This window comes from Clostridium sp. Marseille-P2415 (assembly GCF_900155545.1).
In the GTDB taxonomy this organism is placed as follows: Bacteria; Bacillota; Clostridia; order Lachnospirales; family Lachnospiraceae; genus Lacrimispora.
Window position 1 is genome coordinate 153710 of record NZ_LT732526.1, and the last position, 22232, is coordinate 175941.

At 43.9% G+C, this 22232-nt stretch carries 24 protein-coding genes and 1 pseudogene; 23 read left to right on the forward strand and 2 right to left on the reverse strand.

What is annotated here, in order from left to right; genetic code table 11:
• The 9 genes from BQ9856_RS05610 to BQ9856_RS05650 all read left to right on the forward strand — a co-directional run.
• A partial coding sequence (locus BQ9856_RS05610; protein WP_328587234.1) for a nucleotide-binding domain containing protein occupies positions 1-369 on the forward strand: 369 nt, incomplete at its 5' end.
• Positions 370-400: 31 nt separating this feature from the next.
• The gene (locus tag BQ9856_RS05615; RefSeq protein WP_077610158.1) at positions 401-1564 is read left to right on the forward strand and encodes a sialidase family protein; all 1164 of its coding nucleotides are present in this window, start codon (positions 401-403) and stop codon (positions 1562-1564) included.
• A 54-nt stretch (positions 1565-1618) separates the two neighbouring features.
• Positions 1619-2782: an iron-containing alcohol dehydrogenase gene (locus tag BQ9856_RS05620; protein ID WP_077610159.1), complete on the forward strand. Its 1164-nt coding sequence runs from the start codon at positions 1619-1621 to the stop codon at positions 2780-2782.
• A gap of 26 nt (positions 2783-2808) precedes the next feature.
• Entirely contained in the window at positions 2809-3717 is a 909-nt protein-coding gene (gene dapA, locus BQ9856_RS05625) for a 4-hydroxy-tetrahydrodipicolinate synthase (protein ID WP_077610160.1), read from the forward strand.
• Between the two features lies 1 nt (position 3718).
• The gene (locus BQ9856_RS05630; protein ID WP_077610161.1) at positions 3719-4813 is read left to right on the forward strand and encodes a PdxA family dehydrogenase; all 1095 of its coding nucleotides are present in this window, start codon (positions 3719-3721) and stop codon (positions 4811-4813) included.
• A gap of 135 nt (positions 4814-4948) precedes the next feature.
• Positions 4949-6229, forward strand: coding sequence for an SLC13 family permease (locus tag BQ9856_RS05635; RefSeq protein ID WP_077610162.1), 1281 nt, complete (start codon positions 4949-4951; stop codon positions 6227-6229).
• Positions 6230-6312: 83 nt separating this feature from the next.
• Positions 6313-6660, forward strand: a complete 348-nt coding sequence (locus BQ9856_RS05640; protein WP_077610163.1) for a VOC family protein — start codon at positions 6313-6315, stop codon at positions 6658-6660.
• Between the two features lie 491 nt (positions 6661-7151).
• Positions 7152-7451 (forward strand): MGMT family protein, encoded by a 300-nt coding sequence (locus BQ9856_RS05645; RefSeq protein WP_077610164.1) that lies wholly within the window; start codon positions 7152-7154, stop codon positions 7449-7451.
• Positions 7452-7747: 296 nt separating this feature from the next.
• Positions 7748-8500: a GNAT family N-acetyltransferase gene (locus BQ9856_RS05650; protein ID WP_077610165.1), complete on the forward strand. Its 753-nt coding sequence runs from the start codon at positions 7748-7750 to the stop codon at positions 8498-8500.
• Positions 8501-8750: 250 nt separating this feature from the next.
• On the opposite strand, the gene BQ9856_RS05655 is transcribed toward BQ9856_RS05650, so the two are convergent.
• Positions 8751-9143: a RidA family protein gene (locus BQ9856_RS05655; RefSeq protein WP_077610166.1), complete on the reverse strand. Its 393-nt coding sequence runs from the start codon at positions 9141-9143 to the stop codon at positions 8751-8753.
• Positions 9144-9248: 105 nt separating this feature from the next.
• Between BQ9856_RS05655 and BQ9856_RS05660 the strand changes: the two are divergent.
• The 5 genes and pseudogenes from BQ9856_RS05660 (at position 9249) to BQ9856_RS05680 (ending at position 14342) form a co-directional block, all read left to right on the forward strand.
• Positions 9249-9564, forward strand: a pseudogene (locus BQ9856_RS05660) (winged helix-turn-helix transcriptional regulator).
• A gap of 249 nt (positions 9565-9813) precedes the next feature.
• Positions 9814-10167 (forward strand): DUF2200 domain-containing protein, encoded by a 354-nt coding sequence (locus BQ9856_RS05665; RefSeq protein WP_077610167.1) that lies wholly within the window; start codon positions 9814-9816, stop codon positions 10165-10167.
• 87 nt (positions 10168-10254) lie between these two features.
• Positions 10255-10704 (forward strand): YaiI/YqxD family protein, encoded by a 450-nt coding sequence (locus BQ9856_RS05670; RefSeq protein WP_077610168.1) that lies wholly within the window; start codon positions 10255-10257, stop codon positions 10702-10704.
• 358 nt (positions 10705-11062) lie between these two features.
• The gene (locus BQ9856_RS05675) at positions 11063-11611 is read left to right on the forward strand and encodes a flavin reductase family protein (protein ID WP_077610169.1); all 549 of its coding nucleotides are present in this window, start codon (positions 11063-11065) and stop codon (positions 11609-11611) included.
• A 490-nt stretch (positions 11612-12101) separates the two neighbouring features.
• Positions 12102-14342 (forward strand): right-handed parallel beta-helix repeat-containing protein, encoded by a 2241-nt coding sequence (locus BQ9856_RS05680; protein WP_077610170.1) that lies wholly within the window; start codon positions 12102-12104, stop codon positions 14340-14342.
• An 81-nt stretch (positions 14343-14423) separates the two neighbouring features.
• Here the strand turns inward: BQ9856_RS05680 and BQ9856_RS05685 are convergent, their stop codons facing one another.
• Complete coding sequence (locus BQ9856_RS05685) at positions 14424-15233, reverse strand: CPBP family intramembrane glutamic endopeptidase (protein ID WP_159441953.1); 810 nt, start codon at positions 15231-15233, stop codon at positions 14424-14426.
• Between the two features lie 132 nt (positions 15234-15365).
• On the opposite strand from BQ9856_RS05685, the gene BQ9856_RS24490 reads away from it, so the two are divergent.
• The 9 genes from BQ9856_RS24490 (at position 15366) to BQ9856_RS05720 (ending at position 21985) form a co-directional block, all read left to right on the forward strand.
• The gene (locus BQ9856_RS24490) at positions 15366-15527 is read left to right on the forward strand and encodes an AraC family transcriptional regulator (RefSeq protein WP_159441954.1); all 162 of its coding nucleotides are present in this window, start codon (positions 15366-15368) and stop codon (positions 15525-15527) included.
• On the forward strand, positions 15524-15703 hold the full coding sequence (locus BQ9856_RS05690; RefSeq protein WP_077610172.1) for a hypothetical protein: 180 nt from the start codon (positions 15524-15526) through the stop codon (positions 15701-15703). Before BQ9856_RS24490 ends, BQ9856_RS05690 begins: the two co-directional genes overlap by 4 nt.
• The gene (locus BQ9856_RS05695) at positions 15675-16001 is read left to right on the forward strand and encodes an extracellular solute-binding protein (protein ID WP_077610173.1); all 327 of its coding nucleotides are present in this window, start codon (positions 15675-15677) and stop codon (positions 15999-16001) included. Before BQ9856_RS05690 ends, BQ9856_RS05695 begins: the two co-directional genes overlap by 29 nt.
• Positions 15961-16116: a hypothetical protein gene (locus tag BQ9856_RS24495; protein ID WP_159441955.1), complete on the forward strand. Its 156-nt coding sequence runs from the start codon at positions 15961-15963 to the stop codon at positions 16114-16116. Before BQ9856_RS05695 ends, BQ9856_RS24495 begins: the two co-directional genes overlap by 41 nt.
• 2 nt (positions 16117-16118) lie before the next feature.
• On the forward strand, positions 16119-16952 hold the full coding sequence (locus tag BQ9856_RS05700) for a carbohydrate ABC transporter permease (RefSeq protein ID WP_077610174.1): 834 nt from the start codon (positions 16119-16121) through the stop codon (positions 16950-16952).
• A gap of 542 nt (positions 16953-17494) precedes the next feature.
• On the forward strand, positions 17495-18433 hold the full coding sequence (locus tag BQ9856_RS05705; protein ID WP_442855490.1) for a reverse transcriptase domain-containing protein: 939 nt from the start codon (positions 17495-17497) through the stop codon (positions 18431-18433).
• Between the two features lie 96 nt (positions 18434-18529).
• The gene (ltrA, locus tag BQ9856_RS05710) at positions 18530-19828 is read left to right on the forward strand and encodes a group II intron reverse transcriptase/maturase (protein ID WP_077609315.1); all 1299 of its coding nucleotides are present in this window, start codon (positions 18530-18532) and stop codon (positions 19826-19828) included.
• Between the two features lie 135 nt (positions 19829-19963).
• Positions 19964-20110: a glycoside hydrolase family 30 beta sandwich domain-containing protein gene (locus BQ9856_RS25660; protein WP_442855573.1), complete on the forward strand. Its 147-nt coding sequence runs from the start codon at positions 19964-19966 to the stop codon at positions 20108-20110.
• Positions 20111-20245: 135 nt separating this feature from the next.
• Complete coding sequence (locus BQ9856_RS05720) at positions 20246-21985, forward strand: collagen-binding domain-containing protein (protein WP_077610176.1); 1740 nt, start codon at positions 20246-20248, stop codon at positions 21983-21985.
• Positions 21986-22232 lie beyond the last annotated feature (247 nt).

A 22232-nucleotide genomic window follows, 5' to 3' on the forward strand; every position in this document is an offset into this window, starting at 1 on the left:
TCTGCCAAAAAACGCTTTATTCTTGATGTTAATGACCCGGAAGGGTGCGTGGATACCGATATCTACGCACGGGAACACAACTTGACAACGGAACAGCTTCGGGTGCTGATTTCTGACAATCTGGCAGCTTTGATTAAGCGAATGCTTGACGACGGTCTGAACGCTACTCTTTTGTGTACCGGCGGCGACACGCTGATGGCGTTAATGCAGGCGGTGGACGTTTCGGAGCTGACGCCAATTTGCGAAATGGCAGCCGGCGTTGTTTTAACAGAATTTATTTACAAAGAAAAAACATATCATATTATTTCGAAATCCGGTGGTTTTGGAAATCAAGATCTGCTTATAAAATTAGCAGAAAAGATTTCCTAACATAACAAAATATGAACTGGAGGTATATATTATGAATTACCCTATTCTCGCCGGTCTGACTTTAGATGGCCGTATCTACCGCAACGAAGAAATGGGTACCGTGGAATCCATGGTACCACCCGGTCCTTTCGCCACCTGTCATTCTCCTGCCATGCTGGAGCTGCCAAACGGGGACATGCTGTGCTGCTGGTTTGCGGGGACTTATGAAGGGGAAGCCGACGTACATATTGTATGTGCCCGTCTTCCAAAAGGTGCCGATCGATGGACAGAGCCGGTTTCCGTTTCCGGTGACCCCAAGCGCAGCGAGCAGAATCCATCTTTATTCTACGGCCCTGACGGTGCTGTCTGGTGTATGTACACCGCGCAGCTGGACCGCGTTGCGGGCAAAGACAACATGCAGTTCACCTCTCAGATCAGATGCCAAAAAAGCTTTGATGGCGGCCTGACCTGGGGCGGCTATGAGACCGTCTTCCCAAGAGAAGGCAGCTTCTGCCGCCAGCCGATTCAGATTCTGAAAAATGGCCGCTGGATTTTTGGCAACTGGCTGTGCACTGACTCTGAAGAAGGTCTGTCCGGTGACCCCAGCGTATTTCAGATTTCTGATGACCAGGGTAAGTCCTGGCGCATGGTAGAAATGCCGAACAGCCGAGGCCGTGTTCATCCTACCGTTGTGGAGATTGGTGACGGGCACCTTGCAGCTTTCATGCGCAGCCGTGAGGCCGACAATGTCTACCGCAGCGAATCTCTGGACTGGGGCGGAACCTGGTCAGAGCCGAAACCTACTTCTCTGCCAAACAATAACTCCTCTATAAGTGCTATCCGCACCAAAAGCGGCCGGATTGCTGTGGCATATAACCCCACGGCCACTCCATTTCCCGTTCCAGGCAAAGCTGCATGGCCGGGTCTGCGCTGCCCTGTTGCCGTGGCACTGTCCGAAGACGGCGGCCTTACTTTCCCATTAATCCGCCTGATGGAACGTGGCGAGGGATACATCGGTGAGGAGAACAAAACAAACAACAAGCAGTACGAGTACCCTTACCTGATGCAGAGCGCCGATGGCAGGCTGCATCTGACATACGCAGCGTACACCCGTAAGTGCATAAAATACGTTAGCTTCACCGAAGAAGACGTTATCGGCGCAAAGCGTGAGTACGTCGGCGTGTACAACCCCACCTCCGGCGAGGGCACAAAATAAGCAGCATCCACAAGGATGTCTTTCACTAAATGACTATCAAAGGAGCGATATCAGATGCAGACTGTATATAATTTAAAAATGCCTCATGCCGTCTACGGCGGCGAAAACTCAATAGACAACATCACCGCGATCTTAAAGAATAATCAAGTTAAGCGCGCAGCCATGTTTACCGACAAGGGAATACATGCCTCCGGTCTGTTTGGTCTGCCGGAAGCTGCAGTAAAGGCTGCGGGAGCAGACTACTATGTACTGGACGAGATTCCGCCAGAGCCGTCCTGCACAGCGGTGCAGAATATTGTTGATAGGTTCAAAGCAAGCGGTGCAGATATGATTATTGCCTGCGGCGGAGGCAGTGTTTTGGATGCGGCCAAGCTGGCCAGCGTGCTTGTAACCGATGAATACGGGGTAAAGGAACTGTTAGATGAGCCTGGGCGTGCAAAAAAGTGTGTCCCAACAATTCTGATTCCCACCACCGCCGGCACCGGTGCGGAGGTAACTCCAAATGCCATTGTCGCAGTTCCGGAAAAAGAGCTGAAAGTTGGCATAGTAAATGAAAATATGATTGCCGATTACGTGATTTTAGATGCCCGCATGATTAAAAATTTACCTAGAAAGCTTGCTGCCGCTACCGGCGTGGATGCCTTAGCACACGCCATTGAGTGCTACACCAGCAAAAAGGCTAATCCATTTTCAGATACCTTTGCATTGGAAGCGCTCGATCTGATTTTGAACAATATTATCCCTGCCTGTGATGATCCCGAGGCTATGGAAGCTAAGAACAAGATGCAGATTGCTGCATTCTATGCCGGAATTGCCATCACAGCTTCCGGTACCACAGCTGTTCACGCCCTAAGCTATCCTTTGGGTGGCAGGTATCACATTGCTCACGGCGTTTCCAATGCTATCTTACTGGCACCGGTTATGCGTTTCAATGCACCTGTCTGCCAGGACCGTTTTGCTCAGGCCTATGATCGTTGCTGCCATGACACCGAAATTATCTGCCGGACACTGAATGAAAAGGCAGAATGGATAATTGAACAGCTTGAGCGAATCGTACGTCATTTAGAAATTCCAACCAGCTTAAAGGAATTCGGCGTTCCACTTAAGGATTTGGATGGCTTAGTAGAGGCCGGTATGCAAGTGCAGCGCTTGCTGGTAAATAATATGCGTCTTGTAACTGCAGAGGATGCAAGAAATCTGTACTTAGAAATCCTATAATACAAATAGAAAAGGAGAGCGTTATTATGAAGAATGTTGAATTAAAAGGCATTATCCCACCGATTCTAACCCCTATGAATCCCGATGAATCGATCAATCTGAAGGAGCTGCGTAACCAGATTGAACGCATGCTGGAGGGCGGAGTCCATGGTCTGTTCCCATTCGGAACCAACGGCGAAGGTTACATCCTTAGTGAAAATGAAAAAATTGAGGTTCTTGAGGCTGCTATCGACCAGGTGAAACATCGTGTTCCGGTGTACGCAGGTACCGGCTGCATTTCCACGGCTGATACCATTCGAATTAGTAAGAAAGCGCAGGAGCTTGGCGCCGACGTGCTGTCCATTATCACCCCCAGCTTTGCTCTTGCTTCACAAAAAGAGCTTTACGACCATTACGTGGAAATTGCAAAGCATGTAGACATTCCGATCGTGCTGTACAACATCCCTGCACGTACAGGCAACAAATTGCTTCCTGAAACCGTTGCAAAGCTGGCTAAAGATGTAGACATCATTATGGGTGCCAAAGACTCCAGCGGTGACTGGGATAACTTACTTGCCTGCATCAACCTTACAAAGGACTTGGACAAAGACTTCCGTGTTTTGTCCGGAAACGATTCACTGATTCTGCCTTGCCTGGAGGCAGGCGGTGCAGGCGGCATCGCAGGATGTGCCAATGTATATCCTCATGTTCTGGCATCTATTTATGAACTGTTCAAGGCTGGTAAGCTGGAAGAGGCGAAAGCCGCTCAAGACTCCATCGCCTCCTTCCGTGCCGTATTTAAATATGGCAACCCTAACACGGTTGTTAAAAAGGCTGTTTCTCTGCTTGGTTATCCTGTAGGAGACTGCCGCCGTCCATTCAACTACCTATGCGACGAAGGCGCCGCCGCACTAAAACAAGTTTTGAAGGAAAATACTGACAAAGGGATGTGCTAATATGAGTATACAATTGAAACCTGTTATTGGCATTTCTATGGGTGACCCCTATGGAAATGGCCCTGAAATTACCGTTCGTGCATTGGCAGATGCGGAAATCTACAAGCGTTGTAAACCCTTAGTAGTAGGCGACGGGACTTCCATGAGTTACGCTCTGAAGGTGGCCGAGAAGGTTCACGGCATTCATCTGGAGCTGAATGTGGTTTCCACACCCGATGAAGGCAAGTACACCTATGGCACCATCGACCTGATGGATTTGAAGCTGATACCTGCAGACGAAATTCCGGACACCTCCAAACTGGATGTACCTGAGCCTTTTGGCGTGGGAGCCTGTGCCCTGGGCGGCGAGGCAGCCTTCCAGTATGTTGTAAAAGTTATTCAGCTGGCTATGGAGGGCAAGATCGATGCTACGGTTACCAATGCTCTGAGCAAGGAAGCCATAAACATGGCTGGCCATCACTACTCAGGCCATACCGAGATTTATGCTGATTACACGGGAACACCTAAGTACACCATGATGCTGGCTCACGGCGGTCTGCGGGTAGTCCACGTTTCCACTCATGTGTCTTTGCGTGAAGCTTGTGACCGTGTCAAGAAAGACCGTGTCCTGGATTGCATCCGCATTGCCAACGAAGGCTGCAAAGCACTGGGAATTAAAGAGCCTAAAATTGGCGTTGCAGGGCTGAATCCCCACTGTGGCGAGAACGGCATGTTCGGCTGGGAGGAAGTGAAAGAAATCCAGCCTGCCATCGAGGCTGCCATGGCTGAGGGCATCATTATCCCTGAAAAGAAGCCTACCCCTCCCGATACAGTGTTCTCTAAGGCACTGGGCGGATGGTATGACATCGTTGTGGCCATGTACCACGATCAAGGTCATATCCCGCTTAAGGTGAAAGGCTTTGTTTATAACCGTGAGGAAAAGCATTGGGAGGCTGTCGAAGGTGTGAACGTAACCCTGGGTCTGCCTATCATTCGTGCCAGTGTGGACCATGGCACCGGCATCGACCTTGCAGGCAGCGGCCGCTCCAGCGAGCTGAGCCTGGTCAATGCCATAGATTATGCCATCCTTATGGTTAAGGCCAGGAAAGAAGCCTGACATTGTATGGTATATATACCGTACACGCATTCACCAAGCAGTTTTCAAGCATTTCGCCAAACAGAATGCTTGAATTGATATCATGTGCCCAATTGCAAAAAAATAATCCTGTATAAAAGAGAGGAGTTCAAACAAATGACTATCCCAATGATTATTGCCCTTGCTATCACTGTAGTCATGATTATTTTAATCATGACAGAAAAACTTCCATTCGGTGCACCTCCAATTCTCGCATGTCTGCTATTGGTTCTTTTCGGCGTAGCCGATATTAAGACTGCTTTCGCTGGCTTTTCTAATTCTACCGTTGTTATGCTTGCCTCTTTCATGGCAATTATAGCAGCTCTGCAAAAGACCAGCTTTATTGCTTCTTTCAAAAAAGCAATGTACAACATGGCTGGCAAAGGCGGCTTTAAGGCCTATGTACTGTTGATTCTTGTGGTTATGCTAGGTACAAGCCTATTCGGCACAGGCTCAACTGCATATTATGTTCTTACTCTGGGGATCCTGTCCACCATACCTTTTAATGAAAAATTACCGGGATCCAAAATTATTATGACTTCCGGCTTCGCTGCCAACCATCCTCTGATTCCTGTGAACGTGGCGCTGCAATACGGCATTGTTGTTGCTGTTCTACAAGCGGCCGGAGCTGCTGTTGGTGAGGTTTCCTTAGTGAAATTCTCTGTTGTGAATTTAATACTTTCGTTAGCGTTCCTGGGATGGTGCTTAATTGCCTACAAAAAACTACCTAGCCATCCGATCGCAGAGGCAAATGAGAATGATAAGTCCCAAGGCGAAAACATTTCTGAAATGCCGAAATGGAAAGAATACACTACCTATGTAGCCTTTGCGGCGGCTGTTGTTGGAATGATTCTTCAAAGCAAAATTGGCGATGCAGGTTATGTAATTCCAGGTTTGGCTGTAACTGTGCTGCTGGCTGCCCATGTTTTGGATTTCAATGAAATTCGTAACAGCATCGGGTCTCCGATCATTTTGATGTCTGCCGGTGTTATCGGTGTTGCCGATGCTCTTGGCAATACAGGCCTGACCGCTTTAGTTGGCGGAACTGTGGCCCAAATGCTTGGCACCAGCATCAATCCTTTCCTTCTGGTTTTTGCCTTTTGTATACTGACAAGTTTACTTGCAACCCTTACAGGTTCCACCTTGGGTACTGTATACGTATTTGCACCCTTGGCTATTTCTACCTGCCTAAGCCTGGGTCTGAATCCGACTGCTGCTGCGGCTGCAATCGTGGTTTCAGGCTGGAACGGCCATTTCCTGCCTATTGACGGCATGCCGGCTATGATTATGGGCCTTGGCAACTACAAGCTGACCGAGTTCTGGAAATTCACAGTTCCGATGTACTTCATCCGTCTGCTTGCTCTGACTGCCGGAGCTTTGCTGGTGTTCCCAATGTAAGTTTAAGCATTCAATGTATCAAAAAATGTCCAATTTTATATAAAACGGATAACCTTCCGACATTTTGAGAAAGAGGTATGATTATGAATAATAAATTTGAACTGGAGCATATCGGCATCAACACCCCAAATGCTGAGGAGGCAGAAAAACTGGCTCAGCTTCTGAGCATGATGTTTAACCTGGAACCTCGTCACGGACAAAAGTCCGAATTCGGCGGCCCTTACTTCGAGTGCATGAAGGCTCCGTTCCTGGGTGTAAACGGTCATATCGCTATGCGTACACCTGATTTGACCGCTGCCGTAGAAGAATTGAAAGAAAAGGACTTCTCCTTTAACATGGATACTGCCGCATATTCCGAGGAGGGAAAACTGAAGAACGTCTATTTAGACGGCGAGTTTGGCGGCTTTGCCATCCATATTATGCAAAAGTAACGGCAAAACCAATTAAAACAAAACAGGGAAATCAACCTCCGGTTTAACTGCACTCCAAAAGTCAGGCATGTAATAAAATCAACATGTTAGACTAATGGGGGGCAGTTTTTTTATAGAGGAATACAAACTGAATTTAGCGATCAGTATTACGATCAATGCTCCAAGTACCATTTGGCTGCTGGTCAGTATTTCCACCAGAGAATGACCTCCCCCCCAATACATATGGGCAGGTAAAACCGTTGAGGCATGCATTTTATTGAAAAATGTGATATTATTATTTTATTCAATCAGTTTGAGGTAAAATAAAACGGACAGGACCATGTGTGTACCAAGGCTGTACATCATAATCGGAAAGCTGATGAAAGCAGTTGAGTCTAAGCTTTCCCAGTCCAGCTGCGGTCATACCGAGGATAACAATCCGTATATTGGCAGTAACAGAACTCTATGATGAAATAATAAATTGAAAGGCTTGATAAGGAGATTTGTTCGATATGACACAGTTTACTGAGGAAGTCCTTGTAATAATAAAGGGAATACCATATGGGAGAGTTATAAGCTACGGACAGGTTGCAAGACTTGCAGGAAATACTAGAGGTGCGAGGCAGGTAGTTCGGATACTTCATTCTATGTCTGAGAAGTACAATCTTCCATGGCATCGGATAATTAATTCAAAAGGAAAAATATCAATCACGGATAAAAGATATGCAGCTTTTCAAAGAGAGCTTCTTATATCGGAAGGAGTAGAAGTATCTGAGGACGGATACATAGATATTTCTACATATGGAATATGAGATCAATGCTGACCTGATGCCACATTCATAACGCTATTCAAAGAGCAAATGAACTTGTTATACTGATATGCTGTGGAGAAACAATTAAAATCCTTATTGACAACATATTATCAATGGGGAATAATTGTTATAATTTCAGAATGATATAGAAGTGTTAAATAAATCGAAAGTTGGAGGTAATCATAAAAAATGGTATAATGAAGAGTATGAATGGGAAATTGAGGTGATAGGATTGTTTGGAGATAAGCCGAAATGATTGACTAGAAGGAAAATAAGAATCTGAAGCGAGGGTACATATGAATGATGATTTTATAAACTTAACAACAGAAAACCTATTTGATGAGCATTTATGTTGTATTATCCGCAGCAAAAAGCCACATCGAGGCATTGACGCAAAGCGACAATGGCTTTCAGACCGGCTAAAGGAAGGTCATGTTTTTAGAAAGTTAAATGCAAAGGCTACGGTTTTTATTGAATATGCTCCGCTTGAAACTGCTTGGGTTCCCATAACCGGCGACAACTATTATTATGTGTATTGCTTATGGGCTTCCGGTAATTACAAAGGACATGGGTATGGGAAAGCGCTGATGGAGTATTGTTTGGCCGACGCCAAAGAAAAGGGTAAATCCGGCATTTGTATGCTCGGAGCAAAAAAGCAAAAAGCCTGGCTTTCTGACCAGTCATTTGCGAAAAAGTTCGGCTTTGAGGTTGTTGATACTACCGATAACGGATATGAATTACTTGCACTCTCTTTTGACGGAACAACGCCAAAGTTCGCACAAAATGCAAAAAGCCTAAATATCGAAAGCAAAGAGCTGACAATTTATTATGATATGCAATGCCCCTATGTCTGTCAAAACATCGAGATAATAAAACGGTATTGCGAAACAAATGACGTTCCTGTGTCTCTAATTCAAGTGGATACGCTGCAAAAAGCAAAGGAATTGCCTTGTGTTTTCAATAACTGGGCTGTGTTTTATAAAGGAAATTTTGAGACAGTGAATTTGCTGTTAGATGTTGAATCCCTAAAGAGAATACTCAAAAAATGAAAATACAATTTCTGCTTTTCCCCTTAATTATTGGACTGTATCATTAGCGGAAAAGAGAATTACGATTGTATAGGTAAGTTCCGGTTTATCGAACGGATTAGGACGCAAAAAGAACGGGGAGCAGCCGCCGATATGTTGGCCACCGCGCCCCGCCTTTTTGTGGGTGCTGTTTTTCTGCGTCCTGTCACGCAGTAGAAAGCTGATTTTGACTTGTGGAATTAAAGCATAGTAAAAAAATGCAAGGTTTAAGTCAGCTCATATGTGCTACAGCACGAATTTCGATCAGCTGATCAGGGAACGCCATACCCGATACACCGACGAGGGTGCCGGCTGGTCGATGGTCGCCCACATACTCCTTGAAAATTCTGATGCATTTTTCAAAATGTTCTTGTGGTTCTGTCAGAAAAATCTCCACCTCAGCGATGTTCGACCTCGTAGCACCAAATCCCGCCAGTACGCGATCGAGATTCTCTAGCGTTTGTCTGGTCTGTGCCTCGATATCGCCCTCCCCAACAAACGTGCCCTGCATATCATGGGAGAATTGACCCGAAATGTATATAGTGCCGTTAACACAGTAGCCTTGGGAGATGCCGTGTTCGCCTTCCCATGGAAGACCGTGCTTGTAGGTTTTAGTATTAGTCAATATTATCACTCCTTTACTTTAAAGTAAGCTTAGTATATACTAAGCTCAAATTAAAAAATAGTACGCACTTTATTGATAGGTACTATTCGAAAGGATATTGTAAGTATGGGTATGGCTGATTTTAATGGTAAAGTTAAAAATATTCAAGATACACCTTTTGGTTATACAATGTCAGTAATTGGTGGTAAATGGAAAATGGTTATTATATACCTTTTAGCAGAAAATCAACCAGTTCGCTTTAATGAAATGAAAAGACAAATAGGAACTATTACTTTTAAAATATTGAGTTCTCAATTAAAAGAATTGGAAGCGGACTCAAATCCCTCCTAAAGTAGAGTACAGTCTGACAGATAAAGCAGAAACTCTATTACCCGTTTTGGAAGAGTTGTGTGAGTGGGGAGCAAAAAATCGAAATAATTAAAAGTTCAGTTTCGATTGGCTGGGAATGGAGAATAGTAAAATTCACATTTCTTACCGTGAATGAATATGAGAGATATGAATCTGATTGAAGCTGAGAAGAACGACCAGGAGTTATGACTTTGCGCTGTCTTTCATTGCGACGAGCCAAAAGTCCTGCCCTATGGTGACTATATGCCGGAGGGGTCAAAGATGCCTCCGGAACTGCTGCGTAATTGGATTATGCACGCCGAGGCAAGTGGAGGGATGAAGAGTGAATAATGAACGTGTATACAAAATGAAAATCTCCGGCGTCTACCCTCTGTATATTCAAAAAGTTGAGCGTAAAGGACGCACGAAAGCGGAAGTCGATACCGTGATCCAATGGCTGACAGGCTACGATGAACAGGGATTGCAGTCTCAAATCGATAAAGATGTTAATTTTGAAACGTTCTTTGCCGAAGCCCCTCAAATCAATCCGAACGCTTCCGGAATCACCGGAATAATCTGCGGAGTTCGCGTCGAGGAAATCGAAGATTCGCTTATGCAGAAGATACGCTGGTTAGACAAGTTGGTGGACGAACTGGCAAAAGGTAAGCCGATGGAGAAGGTGTTGAGAAGCATGTAGCCGCTTTATATTGTCATAATCTGCCGCCAATAGGATACCAAAGGGGGGAAAATATCCTTTTTAATTGGCATGATGAGGAGGAAGTAAATGGAGATTTATGTGGATGCAGACGCTTGTCCGGTAGTTCGTATTGTGGAAAAAGTAGCTGAAGAAAATAAGATAAAAGTATGTCTTCTATGTGATACAAATCATGTGCTGCAGTCTGATTATAGCGAAATAAAGATTATCGGTGCAGGAGCAGATGCAGTCGATTTTGCATTGGTGAACCTTTGTAGATCTGGTGATATTGTGGTAACACAGGATTATGGTGTGGCGGCAATGGCACTGGGAAAAGATGCGTATGCGATTCATCAATCTGGAAGATGGTATACCAATGACAACATAGATCAGCTTCTCATGGAGCGACACATGGCAAAAGCCGCAAGGAGAGCAAAGTCTAAAAATCATCTGTGCGGACCCAAAAAAAGAACTAAGGAAGATGACAAGCATTTTGAAGAATCGTTCCGAAAATTAATTACCTATGCTCGTGAAAAATAGCGATCAGATTTTTGATACGGAAAGGGATAGATAAGATAAGTGTTCAACAATGAAGATAAAACCGTTGAGAGTATAATAAAGATTAATAAAGATCACCTCTTTTGGGTAAAAGGAGAAAAAAGATAGTTTGACCTCAAGATATCCTGGTTTTCAAGTAAAACAAGCTAAAAAGTTCGTTTTTGTCCCGTTTCTGGAGTTTAGAGATGACATATAGTATAAAATAAAAAAGTATGCCTCTAAGGGGCGCACTCTATCTATATGATAACTCGTCAGAAAGAAAAAGTCTATATATTTATAAAATTTTATCATATAATTTTATTGTTGCAACAAAATATAAAAGATTGATAGGAGAATAAATATGACAAAAATGAAGATAGCAAATATTCCTTATGGCCCATATATTACTGTTTTAGCCGGAGCCACAGTGAATGGAAAGCCAAACTACGTTACAATCGGTGCATATGGTGTAGTAAGCCAAAAACCTGTGCTTTATATTTCATTAAAGAATTCTCATTACACAACAAAAGGGGTAATGGAGAATGGATTTTTCAGTGTAAATATTCCTTCGTCTGAAGCGGTTGAAAAAACTGATTTTTGCGGAACTGTCTCCGGTAATAAAGTGGATAAATCTCAGGTTTTTGAATCTTTCTATGATGAAGCAGGAAATGCACCACTGATAAAAGAATGTCCTGTAAATTACCTTTGTAAGGTAATACAGACAATTCCCATATTTGATTTTACTATGTTTCTTGGAGAGATTGTTGCCGCATATGCAAATGAAGAATGCCAGGAAAACGGAAAACCGGATGCTCTAAAGGTTAAGCCGACAATATTAATGGATTCCGGGTATTTTGACATAAAGAATAGAGTCGGTTCAATATTTAAAGCTTGTAGCGGTAACAGATAAGTATTATAACCTTTTAAGAATCTTAGCCTGCCGCCAAGGAGCTGCCAGTTTCTAGCGGTATCTTTTTTGGCTATTCAAGGCACGCTGCGTGTGTCTTATTGATGTCACGGGTTAAGGAGAAAAGTGTAAGAAAACTAAGTAAATAAAGGACTTCCGTGATTTAAGACCTGGTTTCAAGCCGGGGGTTAAATCACGGATTTTTGTTTTCAGGAAACATATCCACGGAGTAAATCCGCAGGGTTAAGATCTGATAGAGAAAATCAATAAAATGGCTGGATTTGTTCAGCAGCGGAGAAGCTTCGCCAAAAAATCAATAAGTGTATAGAGTATCAGCCGAAAGAATCATAAACTATAAGCTGATATAAGCCGATAAAATAACTAGGGCTTATATGTACGCATCGATTTTAATATCAGAACATATTTAGCAGTGAACTTAAGTCCATGTGTAGAAGCCGTATCTGAAAATGGAATTCACTACAGGAGGTAAGCTGTGAATAAGAGAAAAGGCAGTATGTTTTTAGTTGTAATCATGTTGATTAATTTACTTACTTTTAATTTGTGTGGGGAAACTGTAAAGGCAGCTTCCGTATACTATGTTTCTACGGCTGGGAATGACATCACCGGAACCGGTACACTATCAAAGCCATGGAAAACCATACAAAAGGCAGCAGATACCATGACAGCCGGAGATACCTGTATCATACGAGGTGGTACATACCGGGAAACAGTAACACTTAATACTTCCGGAACTTCTGCAAATCCCATAAACTTTAAGGCTTATACAGGAGAGACCGTAACAGTATCCGGTGCCGATCCGGTTACTGACTGGGTAAATTACTCCGGATCCGTCTATTATGCAGCCATGACTGGTTCCCTTGGAACAAAAGATCAGATATTTGTTAATAAGCAAATGCAATTTGAAGCCAGGTGGCCCAATTCAGCAACACTTGATCCCTTAAATTCAACATTTGCAACCGTTGATTCCGGTTCCACCACAACCATCAATGATGAGGACTTAACTCAGGCAGCAGGATACTGGGTTGGCAAAACTGTTTGGTGTATTCCGGGAACAGGCTATAAATCCTATAAAAGTACCATCACCAGCTCAAGTGTCGGCTCCATTACCTTTGATACAATGGGTATTGCAGCGGCAGCCGGTAACAGCTATTATATTACCGGTAATTTGAAAGATCTTGACAGTGCGGGAGAATGGTATTATGACAGCAGCACCGGCAGGCTTTATTTATGGGCACCTGGTGGAGTTGATCCTAATACTCTGACAGTAGAAGCAAAGAAGCGGACTTATGCATTTGATTTAAGTTCCTGCTCTTACATAAATATTACCGGAATTAATATCTTTGCCTCCAGCATTAAAATGTCTGCTTCTAATTCCTGTAAAGTTTCTGATATGACTGCGGAATATGTCAGTCATGATTCGGATGTTACCAGCCAATACAGTACAGGGATATTTATGTCCGGTACCAATAATGAGCTTAGAAACAGTACTTTGACCTACAGTTCCGGTAATCTGGTGAGTATACAGGGAACAGGAAATAAGGTAATTAATAATCTTATTCATGAAGCAGATTATTCGGCAGCGGATATCCCGGCAATCTATCTACTGGGAGCAAACCATCTAATCAGTCATAATACGGTATATAACGCTGGGCGTAATCTGATATTTATGCCGACCCAAAACAGCCGGATACAGTATAATGATCTGTACAATGCAGGAAAGCTGACAAAAGACTGCGGAATACTCTATGAGTTTGCCTGGGATGGGCAAGGGACGGTAATTCATCATAATTACATCCATGATAATCTGGCAAAGAATTATTCCGGCACCGGTATCTATCTGGATAACGGCAGTAAGGGTTATATTGTGCATCATAATGTTGTATGGGGAAACTATACGGGGATAAGATTGAATACACCCAGCAATTTTAACCTGATTTATAACAATACCACCTGCAGTAACGGAAATGTTGGATATTGGGGAAGTAATTTTCAGTCAGATATGTACGGTGACAGAATTTTCAACAATATCTTTACTACAGTCTTTACACTGCCTGGTACTCATATAGAGGGAAATAATATTACCTCAGGAACCAATCCGTTATTTGTGAATCCTACAGCATATAATTTCAGGCTGCAGGCTGCTTCTCCGGCTGTTAATGCAGGGGCTGTAATACCTGGAATCACCAATGGTTATGTTGGTACGGCACCGGATATTGGAGCATATGAGTACGGCGGAACTGACTGGACTGCCGGGCATAATTTTTCTTCACCTCCGGACCCGGTTTTTGAGAGTGTAAACGTACTTTATGATAATAAAGTAAGGCAATCTGATTTCGAGAACGGGATAATCTCACCCTGGGCGACAACATATTCAGGTACTGCTGCAAGTGTACCGACACCAAGAAGCTGCTCTAAGAGTGTCAGACTGGGAACCGGGGAAGATGGTATCAAGCAGGTACTTACGGGGCTGAGTCCTGATACCAGCTATATATGTACCGCCTGGGTTAAGGCAGATACAGGAGAGCAGATTCAGATTGGTGTTAATGGCTTTGGAGGAACGGATGTATCTGCAACATCTGCCAGTACATCCTGGACAATGGTAAGCATTCCTTTTACAACCGGAGCAGGTGCTGCCAGTGCAACCGTGTATGCTTACAAGAAGTCCGGTACAGCATATGTTTATGTAGATGATTTTGGGGTGGTTGAACAATAGAATTTTTTAGATAGGTTTCAATCAGTTCGATAATCTCTGGCTCATCATCTGCCACGAGTATGTTATATCCGTTCATTGCAATCACTCCATTACTATAATATCTGTATTTCCTGCTTTGTCGACTTTCCGAAGTATGAAAAGCCCGTAGAAGAATACCACGGATAATAGCACGATACCGACCAGAGCATCAGCCGGGGTCGACGTAATGTATGGATGGGCTGCACCACTGGTTGTAAGTTCACGCAGTTCACCTGATATGTCAAACAGCGCGTGCAGAATAATCACAGGCCAAAGGGACTGAATCCGTAAATAGCACGCAGCAAAATAAACTCCGATAAAGAGCGCATAGAAAATCTGGGCTATTGTGGACCATAAATCCATACGTCCGATCAATAAGCCATTGATATGACCGAGTGCAAAAAATGCGCTGGAAATAATAACTGAAAAGTAAACCCCTTTCTTATTTTTTCCCCATTTATTCAGTAGCAGGTTAAGAATAAACCCCCGGCATAATATTTCCTCAAAAAAGCCGGTTGAAGTATATACCAGTATGTATAAAACAATCAGGACAGGTTTTGATGCATCAATCATAAGGTTGCCGCCAAATAGATCGGAAGCATTCAGAAAAATAAACAGTATAAGTGGCCAGACAAGCGAAAGACTTTTACGGATGTCCGGTTTACTGAAAACAGTTCTGCTGTTTATTCCGGTTAGTTTGATTAGCGGCAAGAGAAGCAGGCAGATACTTCCCTGAACGAGAATACCGCATAGATAAGACCCATATAATCCGCCGAATGGGACATCAATATTGCTGATGAGAATTGCCAATGTAGTTACTATAATGGAGAGTACAGCCGGGTAATGGGCTGCAAATGCTTTGAGTCTGCTCATAATTATCTTCCTTTGTTTTGATTCGGGATATCCTTTATATGATTGTAGGCAGACAGTGCTTTTCATTTTTAACTTTTTTCTTACAATCTGCTTAACATTTATTAAAGTCAATCCTGAACAAAGGTAATAAAGATGAAAAACGGAGAAATATGCCGTAAGGTGGGCATTTCCGACGAGCGGTACTTCGGGCAGATATTTAAGAAAAAATACAGCTTGACGCCTTATGAATACCGGAAGTCCGGCGAATGTGCCAGCAATCCTTTTCGAAAATTTATGGAAACGGTTGAGCTATGAGAAAATGGTTTCGAGGGCAGAGCTTTCAAAGCAAGCTGCTGTTTATTTTTCTGACAATGATCCTGATTCCGGTCATTTTATTATCCTTTCTGGAATTTTACTATTCCCAAAAAATGCTTACAGATAAGACAAACGATTATCTGAAAAATCTGGCCTCCGTCATTCCAGCAGTTTGACGGAAGCACAGTCTCCGCAGATTTGAAGGATTCGGTTAAATCGGCAGATTACTCCAATGAGGCGTGGACAAAGGCCCTGGATCTGTTTAAGAAAACCGTGGATGCAGGGATGTTCCAGACAGGCTTTGAAACAACGGATTATGCCACCAGCATGAATTTATTTACCAACGGACAGTCAGCCATGTATTATATGGGAAGCTGGGAAATGTCAATGGCCACCAATGAAAACATACCGGAAGAAAATGGAATTTGTGGATATGGTCAACGAGTCCACAAATATTACAGGGGTGACCTTTAATGACCTGGGAACCAATGCATATAAGACGGCCAGCGAGGATGCATCCGTAGAATTTGCAATCGGGCAGCTTACACCGGAGGATTTTTTCAATAAGCTGGCGGAGGCAATGAAATAGGTATGCATAAATTATACAGCAATAAAAAAGTAATATTTTCCCTTATGGCTCCCGGACTTATTGTTTTCGTAACAGCAATTCTGGCACCCATTATTTTAAGCGTGTACTATGGGTTTACCAATTACTCCGGAATCGGGTCAAGCTCTTCCCTGTTTTTGGCCATCGGGTTTATCTGCATCCAGCATCCTTTTGCCATACTGACAGCAATAAAGCTTGATAAGCTGCAGGGAAAGGCAGAGGGCCTGTTCCGCTGTATTTTCTTTATTCCCAATGTTATTTCCGTAGCGGTTATCGCTTACTTGTGGAAGTTCATTTATAATCCGAATTTCGGCTTGATTACAAAGATATTAAAGACATTCGGCTATGCAGGGCAGATAAATCCCTTAGGCTCCGGCAACGCGATCTGGGCAGTGCTGGTGGTGCTGATCTGGCACGGCTTTGGCTGGGGAATGTTGATTTATTACACGGGTGTCAAGAATATAGATCCTGTTATGTATGAAGCCGCCTCCATTGACGGAGCCAGCGGCAGCAGGACATTTTTCTATATTACTCTGCCGCTGATGAAGCCGGTGATCCAGGTCAATGTCACCATGGCTGTCATTTCTGCCTTAAAGCAGATGGAAACCGTGTACTTACTGACAGCAGGCGGTCCCGGCAACGAAACCCAGTTCATGGCAAGCTATCTGTATAAACAGGCCTTTCAGTCCTATAAATATGGCTATGGAAATCTGCATCCTGGAATTTACGGGACAATATTCTTCCAACTATGCGGTCCAGTTTGCGGTCATGGCCCTGTCGGCGGCACCGGCTCTGATTATCTATATTATTTTAAATAAACATATTACAAAGGGCGTTGCCCTGGGAGCTGTCAAGGGATGAGCGCGTCCAGAAAAGGGCGATTGGTTTAGTGGGTGGAAATCCCATACGGCAAGGCGTAGCGAGCCACCGTTAGCGAGTCTTGGGTGTTGTCTGGTAACAGGCAAGGCTAAGCGTAGACAGTCAGGAAACAGGGTTGCAATGCTATCGAGCTTCGAAATTTTACAAAGTCTTAAAGGCCGACGCAGTTTATCCATGCGGAAGGCAACATCATAACAAGCGTTAAGCGAGTTTGTTATGGCTTTGACGGAGTCCAAGGGCCAATCATGTTTTACAATGACTAATCAGTCAACTGGAGAGAGCCTGTGATTTCCTGCAAAGCAGATAACTGCTGCATGCAGGTATGACGTACAACGATGACAAGGAGGAAATCAAAGGAGTCACAGGCAGTCGGACACTCTCATAGTACCAAAGAAGCCAGTAATGATGGCGGAGGGAAGGGGAGTGCATAATAACACTCTTTCTGAGGGCACATTTACCGCACTCAGGGGCGGGAGGATAAATGCAAACGAAATTAGAAAGAATAGCAGACAAATCGGCTCATGAAAGCCGACCGGTATTTACATCACTGTATCACTTGCTGAATGAGGAACTATTGCTTCAATGCCATAAAGAATTAGACGGAAAGAAAGCAACAGGAGTCGATGGAATAACAAAAGAGGAATACAGCCAAAACTTAAGAGAAAACATCAGAAATCTGGTGAAAAGACTTAGGAACAAGGCATATAAGCCGAAACCGACCCTGCGGGTGTATATACCGAAAGCAAATGGAAAGAAGCGTCCACTGGGTATTGCAGTCTATGAAGATAAAATTGTGCAATTAGGACTAAAGAAGATATTGGAAGCGGTATATGAACCAAAGTTTCAGGAGAACATGTACGGATTCCGGCCGAAACGCGACTGTCATATGGCAATCAAAGAAATGTGTATCAGTATCGTGCGAAAGCGTATCAACTATGTTGTAGATGCAGATATCAAAGGTTTCTTCGACCATATGAGTCACGAATGGACAATGAAGTTCGTTGAATACTACATCAAAGACCCGAACATACTCTGGCTGATAAAGAAGTATCTGAAAGCAGGAGTGCTGGAAGAAGGGAGGTATCAGACGAATGAATGGGGATCCGCCCAAGGAAATATCATCAGTCCGATATTGGCAAATATCTACATGCACCATGTGCTGGTGTTGTGGTACAAAGCATACTTTGAGAAACGCGGAACGGGAATGAGTTTTCTGGTAGTGTATGCAGATGATTACCTGGCAGGCTTTGAACATAAGGGGGAAGCCAAACGATACTACGAAGAGATGCAGATACGGCTGTGTAAATATGGGTTGGAACTAGAGACGAGTAAAAGCAGACTTNTGCTGCATGCAGGTATGACGTACAACGATGACAAGGAGGAAATCAAAGGAGTCACAGGCAGTCGGACACTCTCATAGTACCAAAGAAGCCAGTAATGATGGCGGAGGGAAGGGGAGTGCATAATAACACTCTTTCTGAGGGCACATTTACCGCACTCAGGGGCGGGAGGATAAATGCAAACGAAATTAGAAAGAATAGCAGACAAATCGGCTCATGAAAGCCGACCGGTATTTACATCACTGTATCACTTGCTGAATGAGGAACTATTGCTTCAATGCCATAAAGAATTAGACGGAAAGAAAGCAACAGGAGTCGATGGAATAACAAAAGAGGAATACAGCCAAAACTTAAGAGAAAACATCAGAAATCTGGTGAAAAGACTTAGGAACAAGGCATATAAGCCGAAACCGACCCTGCGGGTGTATATACCGAAAGCAAATGGAAAGAAGCGTCCACTGGGTATTGCAGTCTATGAAGATAAAATTGTGCAATTAGGACTAAAGAAGATATTGGAAGCGGTATATGAACCAAAGTTTCAGGAGAACATGTACGGATTCCGGCCGAAACGCGACTGTCATATGGCAATCAAAGAAATGTGTATCAGTATCGTGCGAAAGCGTATCAACTATGTTGTAGATGCAGATATCAAAGGTTTCTTCGACCATATGAGTCACGAATGGACAATGAAGTTCGTTGAATACTACATCAAAGACCCGAACATACTCTGGCTGATAAAGAAGTATCTGAAAGCAGGAGTGCTGGAAGAAGGGAGGTATCAGACGAATGAATGGGGATCCGCCCAAGGAAATATCATCAGTCCGATATTGGCAAATATCTACATGCACCATGTGCTGGTGTTGTGGTACAAAGCATACTTTGAGAAACGCGGAACGGGAATGAGTTTTCTGGTAGTGTATGCAGATGATTACCTGGCAGGCTTTGAACATAAGGGGGAAGCCAAACGATACTACGAAGAGATGCAGATACGGCTGTGTAAATATGGGTTGGAACTAGAGACGAGTAAAAGCAGACTTGTAGAATTCGGGAGATATGCGAAAGAAAGAAGAAAGCGAAAAGGGGAGGGAAAACCCGAGACCTTTGATTTCTTGGGATTTACATTCTATTGCGGAGAAAACCAGGAGGGAAAGTTCTGTGTGATACCGAAAACCAACGGGAAACGAATGCGGACAAAACTGAAGGAGATGAAGCAGTGGCTGAAGAACAATCGAACAAAGCCATTAAAAGAGATAATGCTGATCCTTAATCGTAAGCTGGTTGGACACTACAGATACTACGGTGTGACGTATAACATACCATCGCTGATGAAGTATCACTATTACACAACGCGCCTGTTATACCGCTGGATGAATCGAAGGAGTCAGAAGAAAAGCTACAATTGGGAGGAATTTAAGCAGATGCTGGATTATTATCCGCTGGCATATCCCAAGAGGTACTACAATCTCTATGCGTAGCGGGAATCTGTAAATGTTATTATGAAGAGCCGTATGCGGGAAAGCCGCACGTACGGTTCTGGAAAGGACTTCGCATTGTGAGGTGCGATTTTACTAAACAATGACTGGACAGAGCGGAGGCCCGGTACGGTCCGTATCGCCGGTACCTGTTATACCTCCGGCCTTAATGTGACTGCGTGGGAGAATCCGGATGGTTCGGTGATCCTGGTTGTATTAAACCGTTGGGCAGATGAATCCGTCTATATGGTTCAATCGAATCAGTTCCGGCATTGTGGAAGATGATTTTTTATGAAATTCAGAAAGTTATCATAAAATTTAATCCGATTGCATAGAAACCCGCACAGAACCATTTCTATTAGAATAAACTGAACTAAGAATAAAAATACATTGCAATTCAAGCAGTTTGCGGGAGTTTATATGGATAATATCAGTTATAGCGATGAAGCAATGGCAAGTGCTGGATTACCTTATGATGATATAAACTGGTATAATATTGAAGGCCAGCCCTTTGGTCTTGCCTCCAGATTTAATGTTATTGTATTCAACGATGCAAATAACATTATAGATATTGAAGGGCCTGTGGCTATAGGCGGAAGTTTTTACAGCCCAAGGGGTTTGAGTGTTGGCTTTGCAAGAGATGGCGTTTCCAGAGAAGCCGGTTACTCACCGGATTTAGTACGCTTTTTAGTCGGCGGTAATGTATCTATGACCGGTCCTTTGGTTGTTATCGGCCATGTGGTTGTCGGCGGTGGATTCCGTGCAGCCGGGGGAAGTACCTATTTAATCGGAAAAGATGGTATGACTATACAGGAACTGGAATTTTTATATCAGGCTAATGGAGGCAGCCAATATTGGACACCAACGGATAAAGGTGATCACTTTGTGGTTCCCAGTTATGATGTACCAAGATATATACCTGCAAGCAGGATAGGTGCTGACATACCAGGATTTTTTAACGATGCAAGGGAAAGCATCGGATACTATAAAAACTGTATTGAAGCTTTAACTCCAAACGGAAGCGTAGTGGATAATAATTACGAATGGATTTTAAGGGGCAATGACCCTGTACAGAATGTATTCCTTATCGATGTAAGGCCAAATGGTTTGATCAACAAAGGAATACGTGCGGAAGTTCCACAGGGAAGTACCGTGATTGTAAGGCTGAGAACAGGCCCAAATGCCCATTTGCAATACGGTGTTTATGGGGAAAGAAGTAAGGCCAATGAGACATTGTATGTGTTTGAGGATGCATCTAATATTTATATGGAAAAGTCCTCCGATATCTGGGGAAGCATACTGGCACCGCAGGCTATGTTCCATGCACATCCTACAGGCGGCCATGTAAGCGGCAATGCCGCCTTAGGAGCTTTTGCCGTAAATGCTGCCAGCGGCTTTGAATTTCATTATTATCCCTTTGTTGGAGGAGTGATATGTCAAGCCATAGCACCGGCCCCTGTGGTTCCGGTTCCGGAAGTGCCTCAGATATTACCGGAAAGGGAGGAACAGCCTGTTGCAGTATGCCCGGAATGCCCGACGTGCCCGATACCCCCACCTTGTCCTGCACCGGAACCCTGTCCGACGTGTCCGGTACCCCCACCTTGTCCTACGCCGGAACCCTGTCCGACGTGTCCGGTACCCCCACCTTGTCCTGCGCCGGAACCCTGCCCGGTCTGCCCTACACCGGAACCTTGTCCGACGTGTCCGGAATGCCCAAAACCAGAGCCATGTCCGGAATGCCCAAAACCCAAGCCGTGTCCGGAATGTCCGAAGCCCAAGCCCTGCCCACCCTGTCCGGCACCGGAAAAGGAATATATTCCTGTTCCAATACCAATTCCTGCAGAGTGTCCGGAACCGGAACCCTGCCCTGTTTGCGAGGAATGCCTGATTAAACCCGGTATTATTATGGGCTGTATCTGGGGCTGCCGCTGCTGTAATGCCCATGAATGGGAGGTAAAATTATACAAGAGATACAATGACATCGATACTTTACTGTACTGTGTAAAGATTAAAAATTATGGCTGTTTTGAATTTGAAGTTCCTTATGAAGGCTGTTATATCTTAAAAGTAATGTCGTCCGAAAACTGCTGCAAGACATTCTGGTGCAAACCAATCATTACTTTGAATAATATTGGCGTAGCCAATTTTATGTTTGAATAATTTTATATCAATTTGCCATATATTAAATTTTATCAGGACTGCTGCAAGCGGGTTATACCTTAATTGCAGCAGTTTTTATTACATATAAAGAAAACAGTTTTCCGCTGAGTCCCCGCCAGACTTAAGCGGCCTCTTTTTTGACTGTTTAAGGCATAGAGGTGAGAGCTAAAAGATTTTATCCAATACTTATAAGAATACTCCGATCCTCTTAGGCAGGAGATGAATTGTGCGTAAGCCTAGCTCAGAC